Source organism: Nocardiopsis exhalans (assembly GCF_024134545.1).
Classification (GTDB): domain Bacteria; phylum Actinomycetota; class Actinomycetes; order Streptosporangiales; family Streptosporangiaceae; genus Nocardiopsis; species Nocardiopsis exhalans.
The window spans coordinates 5,882,206-5,900,517 of the sequence record NZ_CP099837.1 but is presented as its reverse complement, the minus strand read 5'-3'; the positions used below and the strand labels follow the sequence as shown (position 1 = coordinate 5,900,517).

Genomic DNA, 18,312 nt, shown 5'->3' with positions numbered 1-18,312 from the left:
CGCTTCTTCCTCAGTGAAGGGCAAAACACAAACGAGAAGGGATTCGGCCTTGGGACACACCCCGAACACCACCTCGCACGACGGGGGCCGACCGCCGTTGGCGATCTGGCCCTGCGCACCCGACCACACCTCGCCTCGCGCCTCGTCTCGGACCCACCTCGGGGAGGTGAGTATCCCGGACCGGCTGGCCGCACGGCTGGTGGCCGAGTACACCCGCCCCGGAGACCGGGTCGCGGACCTGACCGGTGTGGGTGAGATTGCCCAGCAGGCTTGGGAGCGGGGCCGCCCCCTGCAGGTGCTGCACCCGAGCCTGGACGCACCGGGCGCCACGGCGGCTTTGGATCTGGAGGTGGCGTGGGCGGAGTTGACCGTGGCCACGGTGACCCCGTCCACCTCGTGCGTGCTCTCGCCCCAGGTAGCCGGGCGTCGGATGCGGGCTCGGGTGGAGTTCGCGGCTCTGATCACTCGGCCCGGGGGGATCGTCGCGGTCGTGACTCCGGTCGGGCATTCCCCGGTCGGTGTGGTGGATCCGGCGCCGGGGGTGGTGCGGGCTGCTGCGTGCGCGGGGTTGGTGTACCTGCAGCACGTGATCGCGTTGACCGTGCCGATCTGCGAGGCCGGGCTGGGGGCCACGATCCCGGTCCGGGGGAGGGACGGGTTCGACCCCGACCACGACCCCCACACCAGTCCGGGGGAGGGGGAGTCTGAGGTGGGGTTGTCGACCTCGGTGGCCGAGGCCGCGGCCACGATCACCTCGCCCGCTCACCTGAACGTGTCGGTGTTCCGCAAGAAGGGGCGCACCACGCCGGCCCAGACGCGCGGGGAGGTGGAAGCGTGAACCAGGACCACAACAGTGCCCACCTCGATCACACCGAGGGGACGGCATACCCCGAAGACCAGGGAAACGACCACCACGAGGGCCCCGGTAGGGCCGGTCTTGGGGCGGGTGCGGGGTTGTCGGTGTGGGCCACGGGCCAGCGCCAAGCCCGCCAGCAGCGCGGGAACCGGTACTCGAGGTTGTCGGTAGAGCACCCGGCCAAGATGCTGCCCGAGATCGCCCGCCACGCCATCACCACCTACACCCAACCAGGGGACGTGGTGGTGGACCCGATGTGCGGGATCGGCACCACCCTGGTCGAGGCCGCCCACCTGGGTCGGAGGGGTGTGGGGATCGAGTTGGAGCCCAAGTGGGCCTCCATCGCCCGGCTCAACCTCGAAACCGCGATCATCCAGGGCGCCACCGGTGAGGGGCAGGTCCACACCGGCGAGGGCGCCGAAACCGCCCTCCGGCTGGGCTGCTCCTCGTTGGCGGGCAAGGTCTCGCTGGTGTTGACCTCACCGCCGTACGGGTCGATGACCCACGGCCAGATCCGTTCTCGCCGTGATGGAGCCCGGGCGGTGGAAAAGCACGCGCACCGTTACTCGCGGGATCGGGACCGTCGGGCGGACAACCTCGCCTACCAACGCCCGGAGAAGCTGGCGGCCTCGTTCGCGCAGATCATGGCGGCCTGCCGCACCTTGCTCGCCCCGGGTGGGGTGGTTGTGGTGACCACCCGCCCCTACCGCAAGAACGGGGAGCTGATCGATTTCCCGGGGCAGGTGGCCGAGGCGGGCCGGCGGGCCGGGATGGTCCAGGTGGACCGGTGCGTGGCGCTGTTGTGCGCACTGCGGGACGGGGAGGTGGTCTCGCGCACCTCGTTCTTCCAACTGTTGGAGACTCGCCGGTTGCGCAAGGCGGAGTGGCCGGTGCACGTGATTCAGCACGAGGACGTGCTGGTCTTTGCCGACCCTGCCCCCTACTACCAGCAGCACACCCACGGTGAAGGGCGGGCGGCATGAGGCGGACCAACTGCGATCACAACACCGACGACGACCAGCGGGGTGGGCAGGTACCGGGGGTGTTCGTGCCCGAGCTGGGGTTCTTCACTGACGCGGCCAGCCCGGACCTGCGGGCGCGGATCATCGCTGATATGCGGGCCCTGGCCGACTTTCTGGAAGAGCACCCGGGGTTGCCGATCAGCCCGCACACGAGCGTGGAGGTGTCCTACTTCCCGCGCACCAACATCGACGAGGCCGCCTTCGAGGAGGTGGCCGAGGCCGCCTCGCGGGTGGGGCGGATCCCGGCGTGGGAGGGCGAGCACTACGTGGTCGAGCACCGCCACGGCGCGGGCCGCTACCGAGTGGTGGCCATCCCCGAACAGGTGCGGTCCCGCTACCGGGCCTGGCTGACCTACACCGGGCACGTGCGCCAGGACTGACACACCCCGGGGCAAGCGGGGTCCTGGGTTCCCCCCAGGGAACCCAGGGCCGGGTCGGGGCGGTGTGGGGCCATCAGCGCCCCCACACCGCCCCGACCGCCCCGGCCCCGCCCAGCGGGCCCGAACCCGGGGTTCGGGCCCTACGTGGGGCCCCTGTGGCCCCGTTCGATGAATGCGACATAACGCCCGTAAGCGGGTGGTGGATCAGCGCGGGAGGGAAAATCCGGTGGTGTTGTTGACGAATCCGCTTGACCACCTCGGCGAGGTCGAGCGTGGATGCGTGGTGCCCCGCACCACGCGGGGTCGCGCACCGTATTCGTGCAGTTCACACAGGGTGGGGAGGTGGTCAGGGTGAGGTCGGATACTCCGGTCCGGTTGGACGAGATCGAACGGTTGCCGGTGGTGTTGGAGCCGGTCGAGGCGGGGCGGATGCTCGGGTTGGGCCGCACCACCACCTACCGGCTCCTGCGCCAAGGAGCGTTCCCGGTCCCCGTGCTACGGGTGGGACGGAGCTGGCGGATCCCCACCGCGGGGGTCCTGGCCCACCTCGGCCTGCCGGTGCCCTCCACCTCCGGTGAGGTGTGTTCACGGTGCGGTGCGCGCAGTAACCACAACAAGGAGGGGGAGTCGTAGATGACTTCTCACCAGGGACGGGTGTTCAAACGCTGCGGATGCCGGGACGAGAACTCCGGGCGGGCGCTCGGGGCGCGCTGTCCGAAGCTGCGCCGTCAGGGCGGGGCGTTCAACCCCCGTCACGGCGACTGGGGCTACCAACTCGAACTGCCTCGCACGAGCGAGGGGAAGCGGCGTCAGGCCCGCCGCGCCGGGCTGGAGAGCCAGGAGCAGGCGTGGGAGGCGCTGGACCACCTCAAAGCCTTGTTGGACCTGGCTCAGGGGGAGGGGGATGTGGAGGTGCAGATCGCGGACCTGATCCAGAACGCCCTGAAGGCCCGCACCTGCTTCCCTTCGGTGGAGGAGGTGCGTAAACGTCTGGGGACGGGGGCTGATGTGCGCAAGGAAGCCCTCACCGTGGGGGCCTATTTGAAGGCGTGGCTTGCGGCGAAGCCGGATCTGGCCGAGGGAACCCGGACCTCCTACGCGGGGCACATTCGCAAATACCTCATCCCGTACCTGGGCCAGGTCCGGCTGGACCGGCTCAAGTCCAGCCAGGTCGAGGCGATGTTCGAGTCGATCGAGGCCAACAACGAGCGGATTCTGGAGGCCCGCGAGTCCGAGGACGCGAAGGTGCGGGCATCGGTACGAGGCCAGCGGGTGGTGAGTCTGTCGACCAAGCACCGGATCCGCGCCACGCTCCGGAGTGCCCTGTCGGATGCGGTGCGCAGCCCCGAGGAGCCAGTGAACGTCAACGTTGCCTCCCACGCACGCCTGCCCTCATGCCCGAGGAAACGCCCGCTGGTGTGGACACCGGGCAGGGTGGAGCGGTGGGAGAAGGACGGCACCATCCCGGGGGAGGTGATGGTGTGGACCCCGGAGCAGACCCGCACCTTCCTGGAACACTCCCGCAAGTACGTGTGGCTGCACCCGCTGTTCCACCTGATCGCCGTCAAAGGGCTGCGCCGGGGTGAAGCGGTCGGTCTGCCCTGGGCCCACACCCGGCTCACGGACGGTGAGGCGGATATCCGCACGCAGGTGGTGCAGTTGTCCTGGACCACGCTCACCTCCACCCCGAAGAGCGAAGCCGGGCAGCGCACCATCACCTTGGACGCGGACACGGTGAAGGTGTTGCGGGCTTGGAAGAAGTTTCAGAACCAGGCCCGGCTCAAGGCGGGGCCGGAGTGGGTGGATTCGGGTTTGGTGTTCACCCGCCAAGACGGGTCCGGGTGGCTGCCCTCGCACGTGAGCGACTGGTTCACCCGCATCGCCCGAGCAGCCGGACTCCCACCGATCACGTTGCATGGGCTCCGGCACGGGGCGGCCTCGATGGCGCTGGCCGCGGGAACGGACGTGAAGGTGGTCTCGGCTGAGCTGGGCCATTCCACCACGCACTTCACTCAGGACACCTACCAGAGCGTGTTCCCGGACGTGGCCAAAGCGGCGGCCGAGGCCACCGCTGCCCTGCTGCGCGGGGCGTCGGCTCCTGCTGGGGCGGGTGGTTTGGTGCCGGTGCGGTAGCCGGTTCAGGGGAGCACACCAGGAGCCGCAGGAAGGGCTCCGCCCCCAGGTGAGGATACGGGTTCACCCGTTCTGGCCTGGGGTTTCCTCGTGTCCGGGGCCTGTGGGCCATCGGATCAAAGGTCCGCTGGTTGAGTGCTCCTCTGCCGGAACCCATTCCTGCGGTGGTGGGCCGTCCGTGCCGATGGTGCTGGAACGCGTACAAGGTGCCTCAGGCCTGACTGGGATCCCCTTAGTGACGATCGTGAACCTGAAGTGACTATGAAATCACCGAAGGTTCTCAGTTCATGCTCGTGGGCAAAACGATCTCGTGTCTGATTTTTTCGTTGTGCGGTGCCCAGTCAGATGTCGTTTGAGCAGGTCGCGGGCTGTCACGGTCACCCTTCGTGGTGATCGAGGATCCCCATCGGCGCATGGGGTGGTCCTCGACGTCCTACACATGGGTCCGTTAGTTCTGGATTATGGTGACCATGGATGAACGGTCCGGTTGGAACGACCCCGCCGAGCTGCGGATTCGGCTTGATGTAGCGCTGGAGGAGACTGCCGAGCTGCGGGCCGAGATTGAGCGGCTGCAAGCGGAGAACGCCCAGCTACGAACCCGACTCGGTTCGTTGGGGCCGACATCGGTCCCCACGTTTGTAGCGCCCGAAGCTCGGACCGCTTCGACATCCCCCTTCGGCGTCGACGAGTTGCCGCACGCGGACGCTTCCTCCAGGACCCAGGTCAAAATCGAGCTGTTCCGGACGTTGTTCGCGGGGCGCGAGGACGTGTACGCCAAACGCTGGGTCAGCACCAGAAGTGGTCGCACCGGGTGGAGCCCGGTCGAGGAGAACCCGTTCGAGAGGAACAAGGCTGAGGCGGACCGGGTGTTTCACCCGCTGACCGACCAGGTGGTCTACGAACATCTCTGTCGGCCCGAGGCTGGACGAAGCGAAGTTCATCTGGGGCTCTATCCGCTGCTTGCGGACGACACCTGCCGTCTGCTCGCGTGCGACTTCGACGGCAAGGACGGCAGTGACTGGCGCGGCGACACCGGCGCCTACGTCGCCGCCTGCCGCGCGGCAGGCGTCCCGGTGCTGGTCGAGGTCTCCCGCTCCGGGGTCGGCGCGCACGTATGGACGTTCTTCACCGCCCCCGTGGCGGCGGCGACAGCCCGTACCCTGGGTATGGCACTGTTGCGTCAAGCGATCGATGTTCGCGACCGCATGACGCTGGCCAGCTACGACCGCCTCTTTCCCGCCCAGGATTCTCTTCCGGTCAAGGCCAAGGGCAGCGCCCGTTTCGGTAACCTGATCGCGCTACCGCTGCACGGCGCCAGCCGCACCAAGGGCGCCACTGTGTTCTGCGACCCCGACACCTGGCAGGCCTACCCGGACCAGTTCGCCCACCTGGCGTGCACCGAACGACTCTCCCCAGCCGAGGTCGAAGCGCTCGTCGCCGAGCTCGGCCCGGTCAAGGCGGGTCCCTCGGCGATCGCACCAGCACTGCCACCCAAACCGCGCCGCAGAGCACTGGGCAAGGCACCCGCCACGGTCACGGCCCGACTGTCCGCGATGCTAGCCATCGCCACCGAGGGACTCCCCTCGCGGTTGCTGGCCGCGCTGAAGCATGCCGCTTCGTTCCACAACCCGGACTTCTACCGCAAGCAGAACCAGCGCTTTTCCACCTGGAACACCCCGCGCATGGTCTGTTCCTTCGACGCCAGCGACCCTCAGTGGCTCAAGCTGCCCCGCGGTCTGGTGGATGAGGCCACGCAGCTCATCGAAGCGGCTGGCGGCAGGCTGGAGATCACCCACGAACTCCCCGAACACCCGCCGATCGCCGCCCATTTCACCGGCGACCTGACCACTGCCCAGCGCGAGGCCGTGGACGAGATGGTCCAGCACCGTGCAGGGGTGCTCGTCGCCCCACCCGGCTCCGGTAAGACCGTCATGGCCTGCGCGCTGATCGCTCACCACCGCACACCGACCGCGATCATCGTCAACCGAGCCGAACTCCTCCACCAGTGGCAGGAACGCCTGGCCACCTTCTTGGACCTGCAGGATCAGACGGTGGGTTCCCTGGGGGCGGGCAAGGACCGCCGAGGTCACACCGTGGACCTGATCATGCTGCAAACCCTGACCCACCGCGATGCCCCCGAGGGACTTCTGGACGGCTACGGACTGGTCATCGTCGATGAGTGCCATGCCGCCGGAGCACCAGGAGCGGAGGCCGCGATACGCACAGCGCGGGTCCAACGCTGGGTCGGTCTGTCCGCCACCCCCTACCGTGCGGATCAGATGGATCCGCCCATCACCATGCAGTGCGGCCCCATCCGCCACGAGATCGAGGACACCAGCACCTTCACCAGACACCTCGTCGTGCACCTCACCAGTTTCTTGACCGAGGAGCCGGGCCATGACGGCGCCTCGATCCAGGCCATGTACAACGAACTCGCCCATGACCCCGACCGCAGCGCCCAGATCGCCCGCGACATCGCCGACGCCCTACGCAGGGGCCGGTGCTGTCTGGCTCTTACCAACCGCGTCGAGCACCTGCACCGGCTCGTCGAAGCGCTGGAGCCCCACGGGGTCGAACCGCTGGTGCTGCACGGCAGCACCGCGCCGCAAGAGCGTGCCCGCGTCCGCGCGGCCCTGGCCGGTGAGCGTGGCGATGTGCCTTTGGTGCTGCTGGCCATCGACAAGGTCGCAGGGGAGGGCTTTGACGCTCCGCGGCTGGACACGCTCTTCCTGGCCAGCCCGATCTCCTTCAAGGGGCGCATCATCCAACAGGTCGGTCGGATCATGCGTAACACGGAGGCGAAGAAATCCCGTGTCGAGGCCCACGACTATCTCGATGTCGAAGTCCCGCAGCTGGCCCGGATGCACCACAAGCGCCGCCGAGTTCTCCAGCGGCGCGGTTTCACCACCACCTCGCCGGAGCACCCGCGGCAACCAGCCCTGTCAGGGGCGCACACACCTGTCGATCTCGGGGGCTCTCCGGCGGGATCGGGTTCTGCGGGGCCATCCGTGGCTGAGGTGCGCTCGTGGGCCAGGCTTGAAGGCATGGATGTGCCAAGGCGTGGCCGACTCCGTGCTGAGGTGTGGCGCGCTTGGCATGCGGCCCACTCCACGCGGGGGTAGCTGGGCGGGGCATGGTACTGCTGTTGGCAGGTGGGCGCATCAGGGCTCAGCCACCTCGCCAACTGAGCGGGGGCATGCCGTGTTCGGTGCGAAAACGGCGCACGAAGTATCCCGGGTCCCGGTAACCGGACCGCCCCGCGATAGCCGCGACGGTCAGATCGGTGTCGGCGAGCAGCCGCCGTGCCTCGCGCATCCGCCGCTCGGTGATCCATTGCCCGACGGTGCGGCCCGTACGCTGCCTGACCACGGTGGTCAGGTGTCCGCTCGTCAGCCCCACCAGCTCGGCGACCTCCCGGGAACCGATGGGCGCGTCGGTGTCGGCGTAGCGGCGCTCGATGAGATCGAAGACCCGCGCGAGCAACGGATCGTCGGCCGCGGATCCCGGTGCGCTCCCGGCGAGGCGCCCCAGCCACACCAGCAGGACGGTCAGGTGTGCGCGGACGGCGTCGGCACAGCCCTCTTTTTGCTCGTGCATCTCGTTGTCGAGCCGGGACAGCTGATTGCTTCAGGCCGCACGCTGTTCGTGTGGCACGGGCAGCTTCTGTGTAATCCCGCGACGCGCGCCCACGAAAGGCGACAACAGAGGGGCTCGCCATGCGGCAAGAGGTGCTTCGCCGCCGGGGTCGACCGCCTCGGCCGGAAAGTACAGCATCCACGCCCTCGTGTTGGGTTCGATGCGCGGATCCGGGTTGGCCACGACGGCATGTGGAGCGATGACGAACACGTCACCGGCCGCGAGGTTCCACTCGCGCCCGTCCACACGGATGGGTCCTCGGCCGTGCTCGACGTAGAGCAGTATCAGGAAGTCGTGCGCGTGTGTGCCATGGGTCCTGACCGCGGCACTGGCCTGGGCGCCGCCGCCCCATCGGAGCAGGCTCACCGGCGTCAGCCCCGGCACGCGTGGATAACCCATCAGCGCGACGCCCTCGGCTGTACGCCCGACGAGGCGCCCGCCGAAGGGGCCCCTCGACGGTGCCATGGCCGCCGGATCCGAAGAAAGTCCTGTGATTCCCATGGATGATCCCTTGTCCGCTGTTGTGCGCCTGGCGAGAGTGGAGTCGCAGCCGAAAAAAGTCTCCCGTCGATCCGAAGGAGCCAAGTGTGCCACGCAAGACGAGTGGGGACGGAACCGCCGGCACTCCGTACCCTGATGATCGTCCGTACCTGCCAGCGATGGGAAATCCCCGCTTGCTGCCGTTCTACGACACGTTCACGCGTCTGATCGGTGCCCGTACCGCGCAGTGGCAGCTGGTCGCCCAGGCCGGGACCGCGCCCGGTGACACGGTCCTCGAGATCGGCGCGGGAACCGGCACGGTGCTGTTGCTGGCCAAGCGCGCTGTGGGGTCGGCGACCGTGATCGGGCTCGACCCCGACCGGTACGCTCTGGCCCACGCGCATCGCCGCGCCGTACACCAGGGCCTGGAACTGCGGCTCGACCACGGTTACGCCGATCGACTGCCCTATCCCGATGCCAGCATCGACAGGGTGCTCTCGTCGTTCATGTTTCACCACCTGCCCGACGCGGAGAAGTCGGCGGCCCTGGCCGAGGCGCATCGCGTGCTGATCCCCGGTGGGAGCCTGCACATGGTCGATCTCAACGGTGAACATCCCGGTGCCGTCACACGCCTCCTGCACCGGTGGCACAAACGCGACGAACCGGACCTGTCTGACGGTCACGCTCCGCTGCGCGGCCCCGAGGCGGCGACGGAGGGCCACGTGGTCGCCTTGATGCGGAAGGCGGGATTCGCCGAGGCCGCTGTGGTCGGGCACGGCCGTGCGGCGGTTGGCGCGGTGACCTTCTACCGAGCGGAGCGCAGCTGAGCCGTCGTCACCAGAATCAGCGCGGGCTCTTCCTCGAACAGGTGGTGATGTTCGACGGAAGAGCCCGCCACGGCTGAACCCCGCGCCCGCTCACGGTTCAGGACGGAGCTGCTCGGGTCAGCGCTCTGAACCGACCCTTAGGCCTCGGCTCGCCTGCCGTAGCGGGGTGTGCTGACCCATCGGCTGGCGACTGCCTGATGTCGAGGCCGACGACCGAGTGGCCACCCGACTCGTTCCGCTGACCAGATCCTCGTCCTGGGCGAAGGAGGCGTTGCCGAGCACGGGCGCCATGAGGAGCTTCGGCGGGGATGAGCACCATTCAACATTGAACAGCGGGTGGTGCCGGGCTCTTGGGACCGGCACCACCGGGGACACATCAGTGTCCGTCGTGTCCTTCCTCGGAGGGTGACTCATCGTCATCGCCCTCTTGGTCACCTGCGCCGGATCCGAGCATCTCGTTCATCAGCTCGATCTCGGCCCGCTGCGCGTCGATGATGTCCTCGGCCAGAGCACGCGCTTCGGGGTTGGTGCCCTCCACCAGCTGGGTCTGTGCCATGTCGATGGCGCCCTCGTGGTGCTCGATCATCATCTCCAGGAACATGGTGTCGAACTCGTCTCCTTCGGCCGCCTCCAGCTCCGCCATCTGCTCCTCGGACATCACCCCGGCCATGCCGCCGTGGTCCATGCCCTCCATCGGTTCGTTGCCCCAAGACTCCAGGAGAGCGTTCATCTGCTCGATCTCTGGCCCCTGTTCGGCCTCGATGTCCTCGGCCAGCGCCCGGACCTCGTCCCCCGCCCGGCTCTGTGCCAGTTCCGCCATGGCGGTGGCCTGCTCGTGGTGCGGGATCATCATCTGGGCGAACACGACATCGGCGTCGTTGAACTCCGAGGACTCCTGCTCGGAGGTGTCCGAAGCCGGAGGAGCGGAGTCCTCCTGCGCGCCTGCGCACGCGCCCAGCAGGACGGTGGCGGCGAAGGCGGCCGCCGAGGGCACCAGGGCATTCTTCAGGAGTGTCATCATCGTTCTATCCCTTCTGTTGCGTTGTTACGCCGCGTGGCATCTGGGCCGGGCGCGGTGCCTGTACATGTCTTTCGGTACGGCTGCCCCGTGGCCGTTGGACTCGTTCGCGACCCGCAGCGATTTGCTTTCTGGGGTCGAAGAAGGTCGGGGTGGAGCGGGCCCGACCCCTGGGCACGCAAACCGGTGTTGAGGACGCAGGCCTGGCGACCGACGCGTCAAGGGCCCGGAGGCCACGCCGGTGAGCACGGCCATGGGCCTTCGTGCATGACTTCAAGGCTGCCCCCTTGGTGTTGGTCAGGGACGTCGGGCGCCGACGAAGTGCTGGGCCCAGTAGTCCGCGAGGCGCACCTCGGAAACGGTCTTGCCGCTGCTGGGTGCGTGCACCATCAGACCGTTGCCGACATAGAGGCCGTTGTGGCCCAGGTCCGGAAAGAAGAAGAGGATGTCGCCCGGCTGTATGTCCTCCCAGCCCACGGTGTTGGGCATGTTGTACTGGGTGTAGGTGGTCCGGGAGATGCTCACCCCGGCGGCCGCCCAGGACGCCTGGGTCAGCCCCGAGCAGTCATAGCCGTTGGGGCCGGTTCCGCCCCACAGGTAGGGCGTGCCGATCTTGCTGTAGGCGAACTCCACGGCAGTGCGGGCGTCGCCTGAGGCGGAGCCGGTGTAGGTGGGTGCGGGTCCCGTCGGCGACTCGCCTCCCGCCGTGGGGTTCTCCCCCTCGAAGGTGGCGAGCAGCTCCTCCTGCTCTGCGAGGCTCTCCTCCACTTCCTCCTTGCGCTGGTCGAGCTCTTCGAGCTGCTCGGCGGCCTCCTCATAGGCCTCAGCCGCGTCGGTCTTGAGAGCGCCCAGACGGGCGTCGCTCTCAGCGAAGGCCTCCAGCTCCAGTCTTCTGGCTTCGGAGAGGTAGGACAGGTCGGCGGACTGCTCGTAGATCTGGGACGGATCGTCTACGAACAATGCCGCGGTCACCGAGTCGGGGTCATTGGACTGGTAGCTGGCGCTGGCGAGTTCGACGACCTTGGAACGCAACTCCTCGTAGCGCTCCTCTTCTGAGTCGATCTGGCCGTCGGCCTCGTCGAGCTTCGCCTCGACCGCGTCGTGGTACTCCTGTGCCTCGTTGTACTCCTGGACGAGAGTGCTGGATTCCTGGAGCAGTTCCTCGATCCGCTCCTCGACCTCTTCTTTGGTGGGTTCGGGCTCGGCGTTCGCCACGGCGGCGAACGACATCAGTGCGCCTGCGGCCACGCAGGCCACAGTGGCGAACTTCCAACTTCTGCTGCTCGTGAGGTGCTCGTTCTTCATGCGTGCCTTGTCGTTGGGCGCCATGCGGCCAGGGCATGGCTGGGGGAGGGAGGAATAGCGGTTCGCACCGGCCACGATGCCCGCGAACCGTTGAGGGCTCAGCAGGCGAGGTGCGCGCACCAGAGGCGACGGCGTCGCAGGAGAGGGTGCGCGAATGCCCCGGGGCGGTACGGCCGTGCGGTGACCGGAGCGGCTCAGACCGCGCCGAAGCCAGGGGCGCCGGTGCGTGCGGTGCTGGGCCGACCCGCTTCGCGCAGGCCGACCGGGGCCGGGCGGTCTAGACCCGGCGAACGCACAAGGACAGGAGTGCCCTGGTTCCGCCAAGGGGAAGCACGCGGTGCGCGCGAGCCGAGCGCGAAAGCGGTGTCAGCCTCGGCGGCAGTACCGGCAGTCCGGGGAAGGCGAAGAAGGCCAGACCCAGTAGGAGCGACGCCGAGACCGTCCCGGAGCGCTGGTCGGCCAGCACGTCGGTCTCGTCACAGTGTCCCTCGTGATGCTCCGCCAAGGGGCCGCCGTGAGCATCGACCTGCTCGGCAACGACGGCCGCGGACGCAGCACCTTGGTGCTGAGCCGCGTCGGTGTGGCACAAGGCGACGACCGCCAGACCGAGTGCGAGCAGCAGCGTGAACACGACCCTGGTCCAGTGTCGCGGGGCTGTTCGCTGAGTGGCTGCCAACACGACTCCGACCTTACTCAATTCGTCGAGGCCTCGCACACCCTCCGGGTGGACGCGCGTGGAACCCGGGACCGCGCCCCCACCACGCGGCCCACCTGTTCTGTGCTCGGGCCGGGTAGGGCGCGCTCATTGTCGCCGAACGGTCTTGACCGTGGTGATCACTTCGGATTTCTCGGACGCCTCGGTGCTGTCTGGCCCCGAGCGCCGTCACCGATCGTCGCCGCTTGCGGTGAAGCGTGCGGCGCTGTGGGCCGGGGCGAGATCCAGGCGCCGCAGGAGCTGCGCGTTCAGGGCGACCACGACGGTCGAGGCGGACATCAGGATCGCGCCGATGCTCATCGGCAGGACGAACCCGATGGGCGCGAGGACTCCGGCCGCCAGCGGAACGGAGATGAGGTTGTAGCCCGCGGCCCACCACAGGTTCTGCTGCATCTTCCGGTAGGAGGCGCGCGAGAGTTCGATCACCGAGAGCACCGAGCGGGGATCGGACGAGGCCAGGATGACGCCCGCGGAGCCGATCGCGACGTCGGTGCCCGCACCGATGGCGATGCCCACGTCGGCCTGGGCCAGGGCGGGGGCGTCGTTGACCCCGTCGCCGACCATGGCGACCTTCTTGCCCTCGTTCATGAGCTCGGCGACCTTGGCGGCCTTGTCCTCGGGGCGGACACCGGCGAAGACGCGGTCGATGCCCAGGTCGCTGGCGACGGTGTCGGCGACGGCCTGGGCGTCGCCGGTGATCATCACCACCTGCAGGCCCGCGGCGTGCAGGGCGCCGACGGTCTCACGTGACTCGGGCCGGATCTCGTCTGCCAGGCGCAACGCTCCGATGACCTGTCCCTCTGCCAGGACGTGCAGGATGATCGCCCCTTCGGCGCGCCAGCGGCTGGCGACCGGCTCTTCGGCTACGCCGCGCTGTTGGAGCAGGTGGGGTCCGCCGACCTCGATCACCGCACCCTCGACGGTGGCCTTGACCCCGACCGCCGGGGAGGAGGAGAAGTCCTGTGTCCTGGGCGGACGCAGTTCACGGGAGGCAGCGGCGCCCCGGATGGCCCTGGCCAGCGGGTGCTCGCTGTCGGCTTCGGCTGCGGCGGCCAGAGCCAGCACCTCGTCTTGGTCGCGGCCTTCGGCGGGTTCGACGGCGGTGACCGTGGGCTCGCCCTTGGTCAGGGTTCCGGTCTTGTCGAAGAGCACCGCCTGCACGGTGCGCGTGGATTCCAGGGCGAGGCGGTCCTTGATGAGCACACCGCCGCGGGCGGCGCGTTCGGTGGAGATGGAGACCACGAGCGGAATGGCCAGGCCGAGCGCGTGGGGGCAGGCGATGACCAGGACCGTGATGGTGCGCACCACCGCCATGTCGGGCAGTCCGAACAGCGACCACACGATCGCGGTGATCGCCGCGGCTGTGAGCGCGAACCAGAACAGCCAGGCGGCGGCCACGTCCGCGATGCGCTGGGCGCGGGAGGAGGAGGCCTGGGCATCGGTGACGAGCTTTTGGATACCGGCCAGCGCGGTGTCCTCGCCGATGGCGGTGACCTGGACTCGCAGCCCGGAGTCGGTGGCGACCGTACCGGCGACGACGTTCTCCCCCTTCCCGCGGCGCACGGGTTTGGATTCTCCGGTGACCATGGACTCGTCGATCGATGCCGAGCCGTCGACGATCTTTCCGTCGGCGGGCACCGAGGAGCCGGGACGAACGATGACCACGTCACCGACCAGCAGATCGGCGGGGGCGACCTTGACGACCTCCTCGCCCTCGAGCTTGTCGGCTTCGTCGGGCAGCAGGGCGGCGAGCGAGTCCAGTGCGGAGGTGGTCTGGGCCAGGGAGCGCATCTCGATCCAGTGGCCCAGCAGCATGATGACGACCAGCAGTGCCAGTTCCCACCAGAAGTTCAGCTCGTGGTCGAGGATGCGCAGGCTGGCGCCCCAGGAGGAGATGAACGCCACGGTGATCGCCAGGCCGATCAGCAGCATCATGCCCGGCTTCCGGGAGCGGATCTCCGAGACCGCGCCGACCAGGAAGGGCTGGCCTCCCCAGAAGTAGACGAGCGTTCCCAGCACCGGCGAGACCCACCAGACCCACGCGGCATCCGGCAGCCGGTAGCCGACCAGGTGGGCGAACATCTCGTTGAAGCCCACCACCGGGAGGGCCAGGGCGAGCATGATCCAGAACAACCGCCGGAACTGCCCGACGTGATCACCGTGACCGGCGTGATCGTGCTGGCCGGTGTGCTCCTCACCAGTGTCGGGCGGGTCGTTTCGTGTGGTGTCCATACTCGTCCTCCTCGGGTCACCCCGTCGCTGCGGGGCGAGGGGCCGGTGCCTTCCGCAAGGTCTGCCCAGGGAAAGCACCGGCTCGGGTGTGGGTTAGGCGGTGGCGTACCGCTCGGGGTCGGCGTCGAACAGAGGGCCGCAGGAGTCGCAGCACAGCCAGTACCGCTGCCCGTCGTGGTCGCGGTAGAGGCCGAGTTCCTCGGCCTGGGACTTGAGCACCGGAGTGCCGACCATGACCGGGCACTCGGCGACGTCCTGGTCCGGTGCGGAGGCCAGGTCCTCCTTCGCCGGTGTGTGGCCGCAGCAGTCGCCCGCCTTGGCCGTGCTGTCCTGGTCGCGGTTGCCGGGAGTCGTCATGGGGTTCCTCTTCTGTGGTCTTCGGTTCACTGTCAGGCGTTCATCGGTTGGCGGGCTGGCTCCTGGTCGGCGGGCGAGGATGTCCGGGCCTGGTCCGCGTGAGCCCTGAAGCTGCGCAGGCGCAGGCTGTTGCCGACCACGCAGACGCTGGAGAAGGCCATCGCCGCTCCGGCCAGCATGGGATTGAGCAGTCCGAAAGCGGCCAGCGGGATCGCCGAGGTGTTGTAGGCGAAGGCCCAGAACAGGTTGGTCTTGATGGTGCGCAGTGTCCGACGGGCCAGGCGGATCGCGTCCGCCGCGGCCCGCAGGTCACCACGGACCAGCGTGATGTCGGCGGCCTCGATCGCCACGTCGGTTCCGGTGCCCATGGCCAGCCCCAGATCGGCCTGGGCCAGGGCGGGGGCGTCGTTGACGCCGTCGCCGACCATCGCCACGACCCTGCCCTCGTCCTGGAACCGGGCGACGACGTCGACCTTGTCCTTGGGAAGCACTTCGGCGATCACACGCTCGATGCCGACCTCGGCGGCGACCTGCTCGGCCACCGCCTGGTTGTCCCCGGTCAGAAGCACCGGGGTCAAGCCGAGCTTCCTGAACTGGGCGATCGCCTCGGCGGAGGTGGTCTTGATCTGGTCGGAGACCACCAGCACACCGCGCGCGGCTCCGTCCCAGCCGACCGCGATCGCGGTCTTGCCCTCGGCCTCGGCGGCCCGCTTGGCCGCGCGCAGCTCCTCGTCAAGGGTCAGCGACCACTCCGCCAGCAGCGTCTCGCGGCCCGCGAGGACGGCGTGCCCCTCAACCACCCCCTGCACGCCCTGGCCCTCGATGTTGTCGAAGGACTCCGGAGCGGGCAGCTCACCGACCTCGGCGGCCGCTCCGGCGGCGATGGCCTGGGCGATGGGGTGCTCGGAGTAGTCCTCCAAACCCCCGGCCAGGCGCAGCAGCTCGGTGCGGTCCACTCCCCGGGCGGCGATCACCCCGGTCAGTGTCATCTTGCCGGTGGTGACGGTGCCGGTCTTGTCCAGCACGACGGTGTCGACCCTGCGCGTGGACTCAAGGATTTCGGGGCCCTTGATGAGCACGCCCATCTGCGCGCCGCGACCGGTTCCCACCAGCAGCGCGGTGGGGGTGGCCAGCCCCAGGGCGCACGGGCAGGCGATGATCAGGACCGCCACCGCCGCGGTGAATCCGGCGCTGAGCGGGAATCCGGCCCCGATCCACGCTCCCAGAGCGCCCACGGCGATCGCGATGGCGATCGGCACGAACACCCCGGAGACCCGGTCGGCCAGGCGTTGGATCTCGGCCTTGCCGGACTGGGCGTCCTCGACCATCTGGGCCATCTGCGCCAACTGCGTATCGGAGCCCACCCGCGTGGCCTTGACGACCAGGCGGCCTCCGGCGTTGACGGTGGCGCCCGTGACGTTGTCGCCCTCGGTGACCTCCACCGGCACGGATTCACCGGTGAGCATCGAGGCGTCGATCGCGGAGCGACCCGAGGTGATCACCCCGTCGGTGGCGATCTTCTCCCCGGGACGGACGACGAACTCATCCCCCACGGCGAGCTCATCGATCGGAATCCGCTCTTCCCTGCCTCCGCGCAGGACGGAGGCCTCCTTCGCGCCGAGTTCGAGCAGGGCACGCAGCGCGGCACCGGCACGGCGCTTGGAGCGCTTTTCGAAGTAGCGGCCCAGAAGGATGAACGTGATCACCCCGGCACCGACTTCGAGGTAGATGTGCCCGAAGCCGTCACTGCGCGAGATCGTCAACTCGAAGGGATGGACCACGCCCGGCTGTCCGGCCGTGCCCCAGAACAAGGCGATGATCGACCAGATGAGCGCGGCGGTGGTGCCCACGGAGATGAGGGTGTCCATCGTGGCCGCGCCGTGCTTGAGATTGGTCCACGCCGCCTTGTGGAAGGGCCAACCGGCCCAGACCACGACGGGAGCGGCCAGCACCAGGGAGGCAAAACCCCAGTAGTCGAACTGCAGCGCGGGAACCATCGCCATCGCGATGACCGGTACCGCCAGGGTCGCCGCACCGATCAGCCGCTGCCTGAGGGCACGCAGCTCGGCTTCCTCACGTGACTCGCTCTCACCTTCGGAGTTGCCCGCGCCGGTTCGCGGCGCGGCGGGAAGCGTGGCCGTGTAACCGGTCCGTTCCACCTCGGAGATGAGCGCCTGGGGGTCCAGGTCCGCCGGACCGGTGACGCTGGCCTTCTCCGTGGCGTAGTTGACGCTGGCCGTGACGCCGTCGAGCTTGTTGAGCTTCTTCTCGATCCGGTTCGCGCACGAGGCACAGGTCATGCCGCCGATCTGCAACTCGATGCTGCCGCTGGTTGTCCTGGTGGCGGGGTCAGTGGTCATGGCCGTCTCCGTCCTCGTGATCGTCACCGTTGCCCGAACCGTCACCGGAATGGTCGTCCTCGCTCGGGATCCCGGCTGGGTCGGCGGTCGCGTCGATGACCAGCGGCGCGGTGTGCACCTGTCCGTCGACCTGGAAGTCCAGGTACAACAGGTAGCGGCCCTCGGTGGGCGCGGTGGCCTCGAACGTGATGTCCGGACCGGCGGTCTGCCCGGCCTCGGGCTCGGCGCCGTGCGAGTGGACGTGCAGGTAGGCCAGGTCCCCGCCACGAAGCGCCACCAGGTGCCCGAAGGCCCCCAGGTAGGGCTCAAGGTCGGTGACCGGCTCGCCGTCACGGGCCACGGACACGGTCAGCTCCGAGGGCTGACCCGTGACCAGGTCTCCTCGAACGCTGACGTCGAATCCACCGGCGTTCGTCTCGGTGACCCGTTCACCGGCAGGCACCGCGGCGTAGTCACCGCTCACCTGCACCGTCGTCGACAGGGTCATGTCCTCACCGCTCTCAGAGGGCACGAAGTCCGCGAAGATCCGATAGGTTCCGGCCTCCTCCCACTCCCAGGGGATCGACCAAGTGCCGTCGGTGTCCAGTTCAGGATGCACGTGCCGGAAGTGCTGCCCGTCGGCGCGGACGGCGATCAAGTGCATTTCCTTCTCGTGGTTGAGTTCGAACGCGGTCACCGGTTCGCCCCCGGAGGTACTCACCGCGAAAGTCAGCTCGCCCTCGCTACCGGTCTCCTCGGGGGCACTCACCCCGGTGAGCTGGTAACCGTCCTGGGCGAGGCCGAGCCCGAGCGGGGCCGCATCGTCCGCGTGCGCCCCGTGCCCGGCGGTGTCCGCGTCGCCTTCCTGTCCGTGCTGACCGTGATCCGTGGTCTCCTGCGACCAGTTGCGCACGGTCTCTTCGGGTACCACCGCGTTCGCCGTGAATCCAGCGACGGCGAACACGGCCACCAGCACCAGCCCGTACAGGACCAGCTTGGTCGGTGCGTTCAT

Annotated in this window: 16 protein-coding genes; 7 read left to right on the top strand and 9 right to left on the bottom strand. The window is 68.6% G+C overall.

Annotated features, from left to right (window positions below; genetic code table 11):
- Window positions 1–49 precede the first annotated feature (49 nt).
- The 6 genes from NE857_RS26050 to NE857_RS26025 all read left to right on the top strand — a co-directional run bounded on the left by NE857_RS26050 (window position 50) and on the right by NE857_RS26025 (window position 7,513).
- Window positions 50–838, top strand: coding sequence for a hypothetical protein (locus tag NE857_RS26050; protein ID WP_184365761.1), 789 nt, complete (start codon window positions 50–52; stop codon window positions 836–838).
- Window positions 835–1,839 (top strand): TRM11 family SAM-dependent methyltransferase, encoded by a 1,005-nt coding sequence (locus NE857_RS26045; protein ID WP_254418070.1) that lies wholly within the window; start codon window positions 835–837, stop codon window positions 1,837–1,839. The genes NE857_RS26050 and NE857_RS26045 overlap by 4 nt, the downstream gene beginning before the upstream one ends.
- Window positions 1,836–2,258 carry a hypothetical protein gene (locus NE857_RS26040; protein ID WP_184365760.1) on the top strand — a complete coding sequence of 141 codons (423 nt, stop codon included), beginning with the start codon at window positions 1,836–1,838 and terminating at the stop codon, window positions 2,256–2,258. The genes NE857_RS26045 and NE857_RS26040 overlap by 4 nt, the downstream gene beginning before the upstream one ends.
- Window positions 2,259–2,609: 351 nt before the next feature.
- Window positions 2,610–2,891, top strand: a complete 282-nt coding sequence (locus tag NE857_RS26035; protein WP_254418069.1) for a helix-turn-helix domain-containing protein — start codon at window positions 2,610–2,612, stop codon at window positions 2,889–2,891.
- Window positions 2,892–4,391: a tyrosine-type recombinase/integrase gene (locus tag NE857_RS26030; protein ID WP_184365758.1), complete on the top strand. Its 1,500-nt coding sequence runs from the start codon at window positions 2,892–2,894 to the stop codon at window positions 4,389–4,391.
- A 470-nt stretch (window positions 4,392–4,861) separates the two neighbouring features.
- Window positions 4,862–7,513: a TOTE conflict system archaeo-eukaryotic primase domain-containing protein gene (locus NE857_RS26025; protein ID WP_254418068.1), complete on the top strand. Its 2,652-nt coding sequence runs from the start codon at window positions 4,862–4,864 to the stop codon at window positions 7,511–7,513.
- Window positions 7,514–7,559: 46 nt separating this feature from the next.
- On the opposite strand, the gene NE857_RS26020 is transcribed toward NE857_RS26025, so the two are convergent.
- Together NE857_RS26020 and NE857_RS26015 are read right to left on the bottom strand one after the other, a co-directional pair.
- Window positions 7,560–7,988, bottom strand: a complete 429-nt coding sequence (locus tag NE857_RS26020) for a helix-turn-helix transcriptional regulator (protein WP_221318843.1) — start codon at window positions 7,986–7,988, stop codon at window positions 7,560–7,562.
- A 30-nt stretch (window positions 7,989–8,018) separates the two neighbouring features.
- Window positions 8,019–8,528, bottom strand: coding sequence for an AraC family ligand binding domain-containing protein (locus tag NE857_RS26015; RefSeq protein WP_254418067.1), 510 nt, complete (start codon window positions 8,526–8,528; stop codon window positions 8,019–8,021).
- Between the two features lie 158 nt (window positions 8,529–8,686).
- On the opposite strand from NE857_RS26015, the gene NE857_RS26010 reads away from it, so the two are divergent.
- The gene (locus NE857_RS26010; protein WP_184365756.1) at window positions 8,687–9,334 is read left to right on the top strand and encodes a class I SAM-dependent methyltransferase; all 648 of its coding nucleotides are present in this window, start codon (window positions 8,687–8,689) and stop codon (window positions 9,332–9,334) included.
- Window positions 9,335–9,710: 376 nt separating this feature from the next.
- Here the strand turns inward: NE857_RS26010 and NE857_RS26005 are convergent, their stop codons facing one another.
- From NE857_RS26005 to NE857_RS25975, 7 genes are all read right to left on the bottom strand, one after another.
- Entirely contained in the window at window positions 9,711–10,355 is a 645-nt protein-coding gene (locus NE857_RS26005) for a DUF305 domain-containing protein (protein ID WP_312893842.1), read from the bottom strand.
- 294 nt (window positions 10,356–10,649) lie between these two features.
- Window positions 10,650–11,582 carry a C40 family peptidase gene (locus NE857_RS26000; RefSeq protein ID WP_246421015.1) on the bottom strand — a complete coding sequence of 311 codons (933 nt, stop codon included), beginning with the start codon at window positions 11,580–11,582 and terminating at the stop codon, window positions 10,650–10,652.
- A gap of 352 nt (window positions 11,583–11,934) precedes the next feature.
- The gene (locus NE857_RS25995; protein ID WP_254418066.1) at window positions 11,935–12,288 is read right to left on the bottom strand and encodes a hypothetical protein; all 354 of its coding nucleotides are present in this window, start codon (window positions 12,286–12,288) and stop codon (window positions 11,935–11,937) included.
- A 252-nt stretch (window positions 12,289–12,540) separates the two neighbouring features.
- Entirely contained in the window at window positions 12,541–14,604 is a 2,064-nt protein-coding gene (locus NE857_RS25990; protein WP_184365753.1) for a heavy metal translocating P-type ATPase, read from the bottom strand.
- 93 nt (window positions 14,605–14,697) lie between these two features.
- The gene (locus tag NE857_RS25985; protein ID WP_184365752.1) at window positions 14,698–14,961 is read right to left on the bottom strand and encodes a YHS domain-containing protein; all 264 of its coding nucleotides are present in this window, start codon (window positions 14,959–14,961) and stop codon (window positions 14,698–14,700) included.
- A 32-nt stretch (window positions 14,962–14,993) separates the two neighbouring features.
- Entirely contained in the window at window positions 14,994–17,321 is a 2,328-nt protein-coding gene (locus tag NE857_RS25980; protein WP_184365751.1) for a heavy metal translocating P-type ATPase, read from the bottom strand.
- Window positions 17,311–18,312, bottom strand: a complete 1,002-nt coding sequence (locus NE857_RS25975; RefSeq protein ID WP_184365750.1) for a DUF8832 domain-containing protein — start codon at window positions 18,310–18,312, stop codon at window positions 17,311–17,313. The genes NE857_RS25980 and NE857_RS25975 overlap by 11 nt, the downstream gene beginning before the upstream one ends.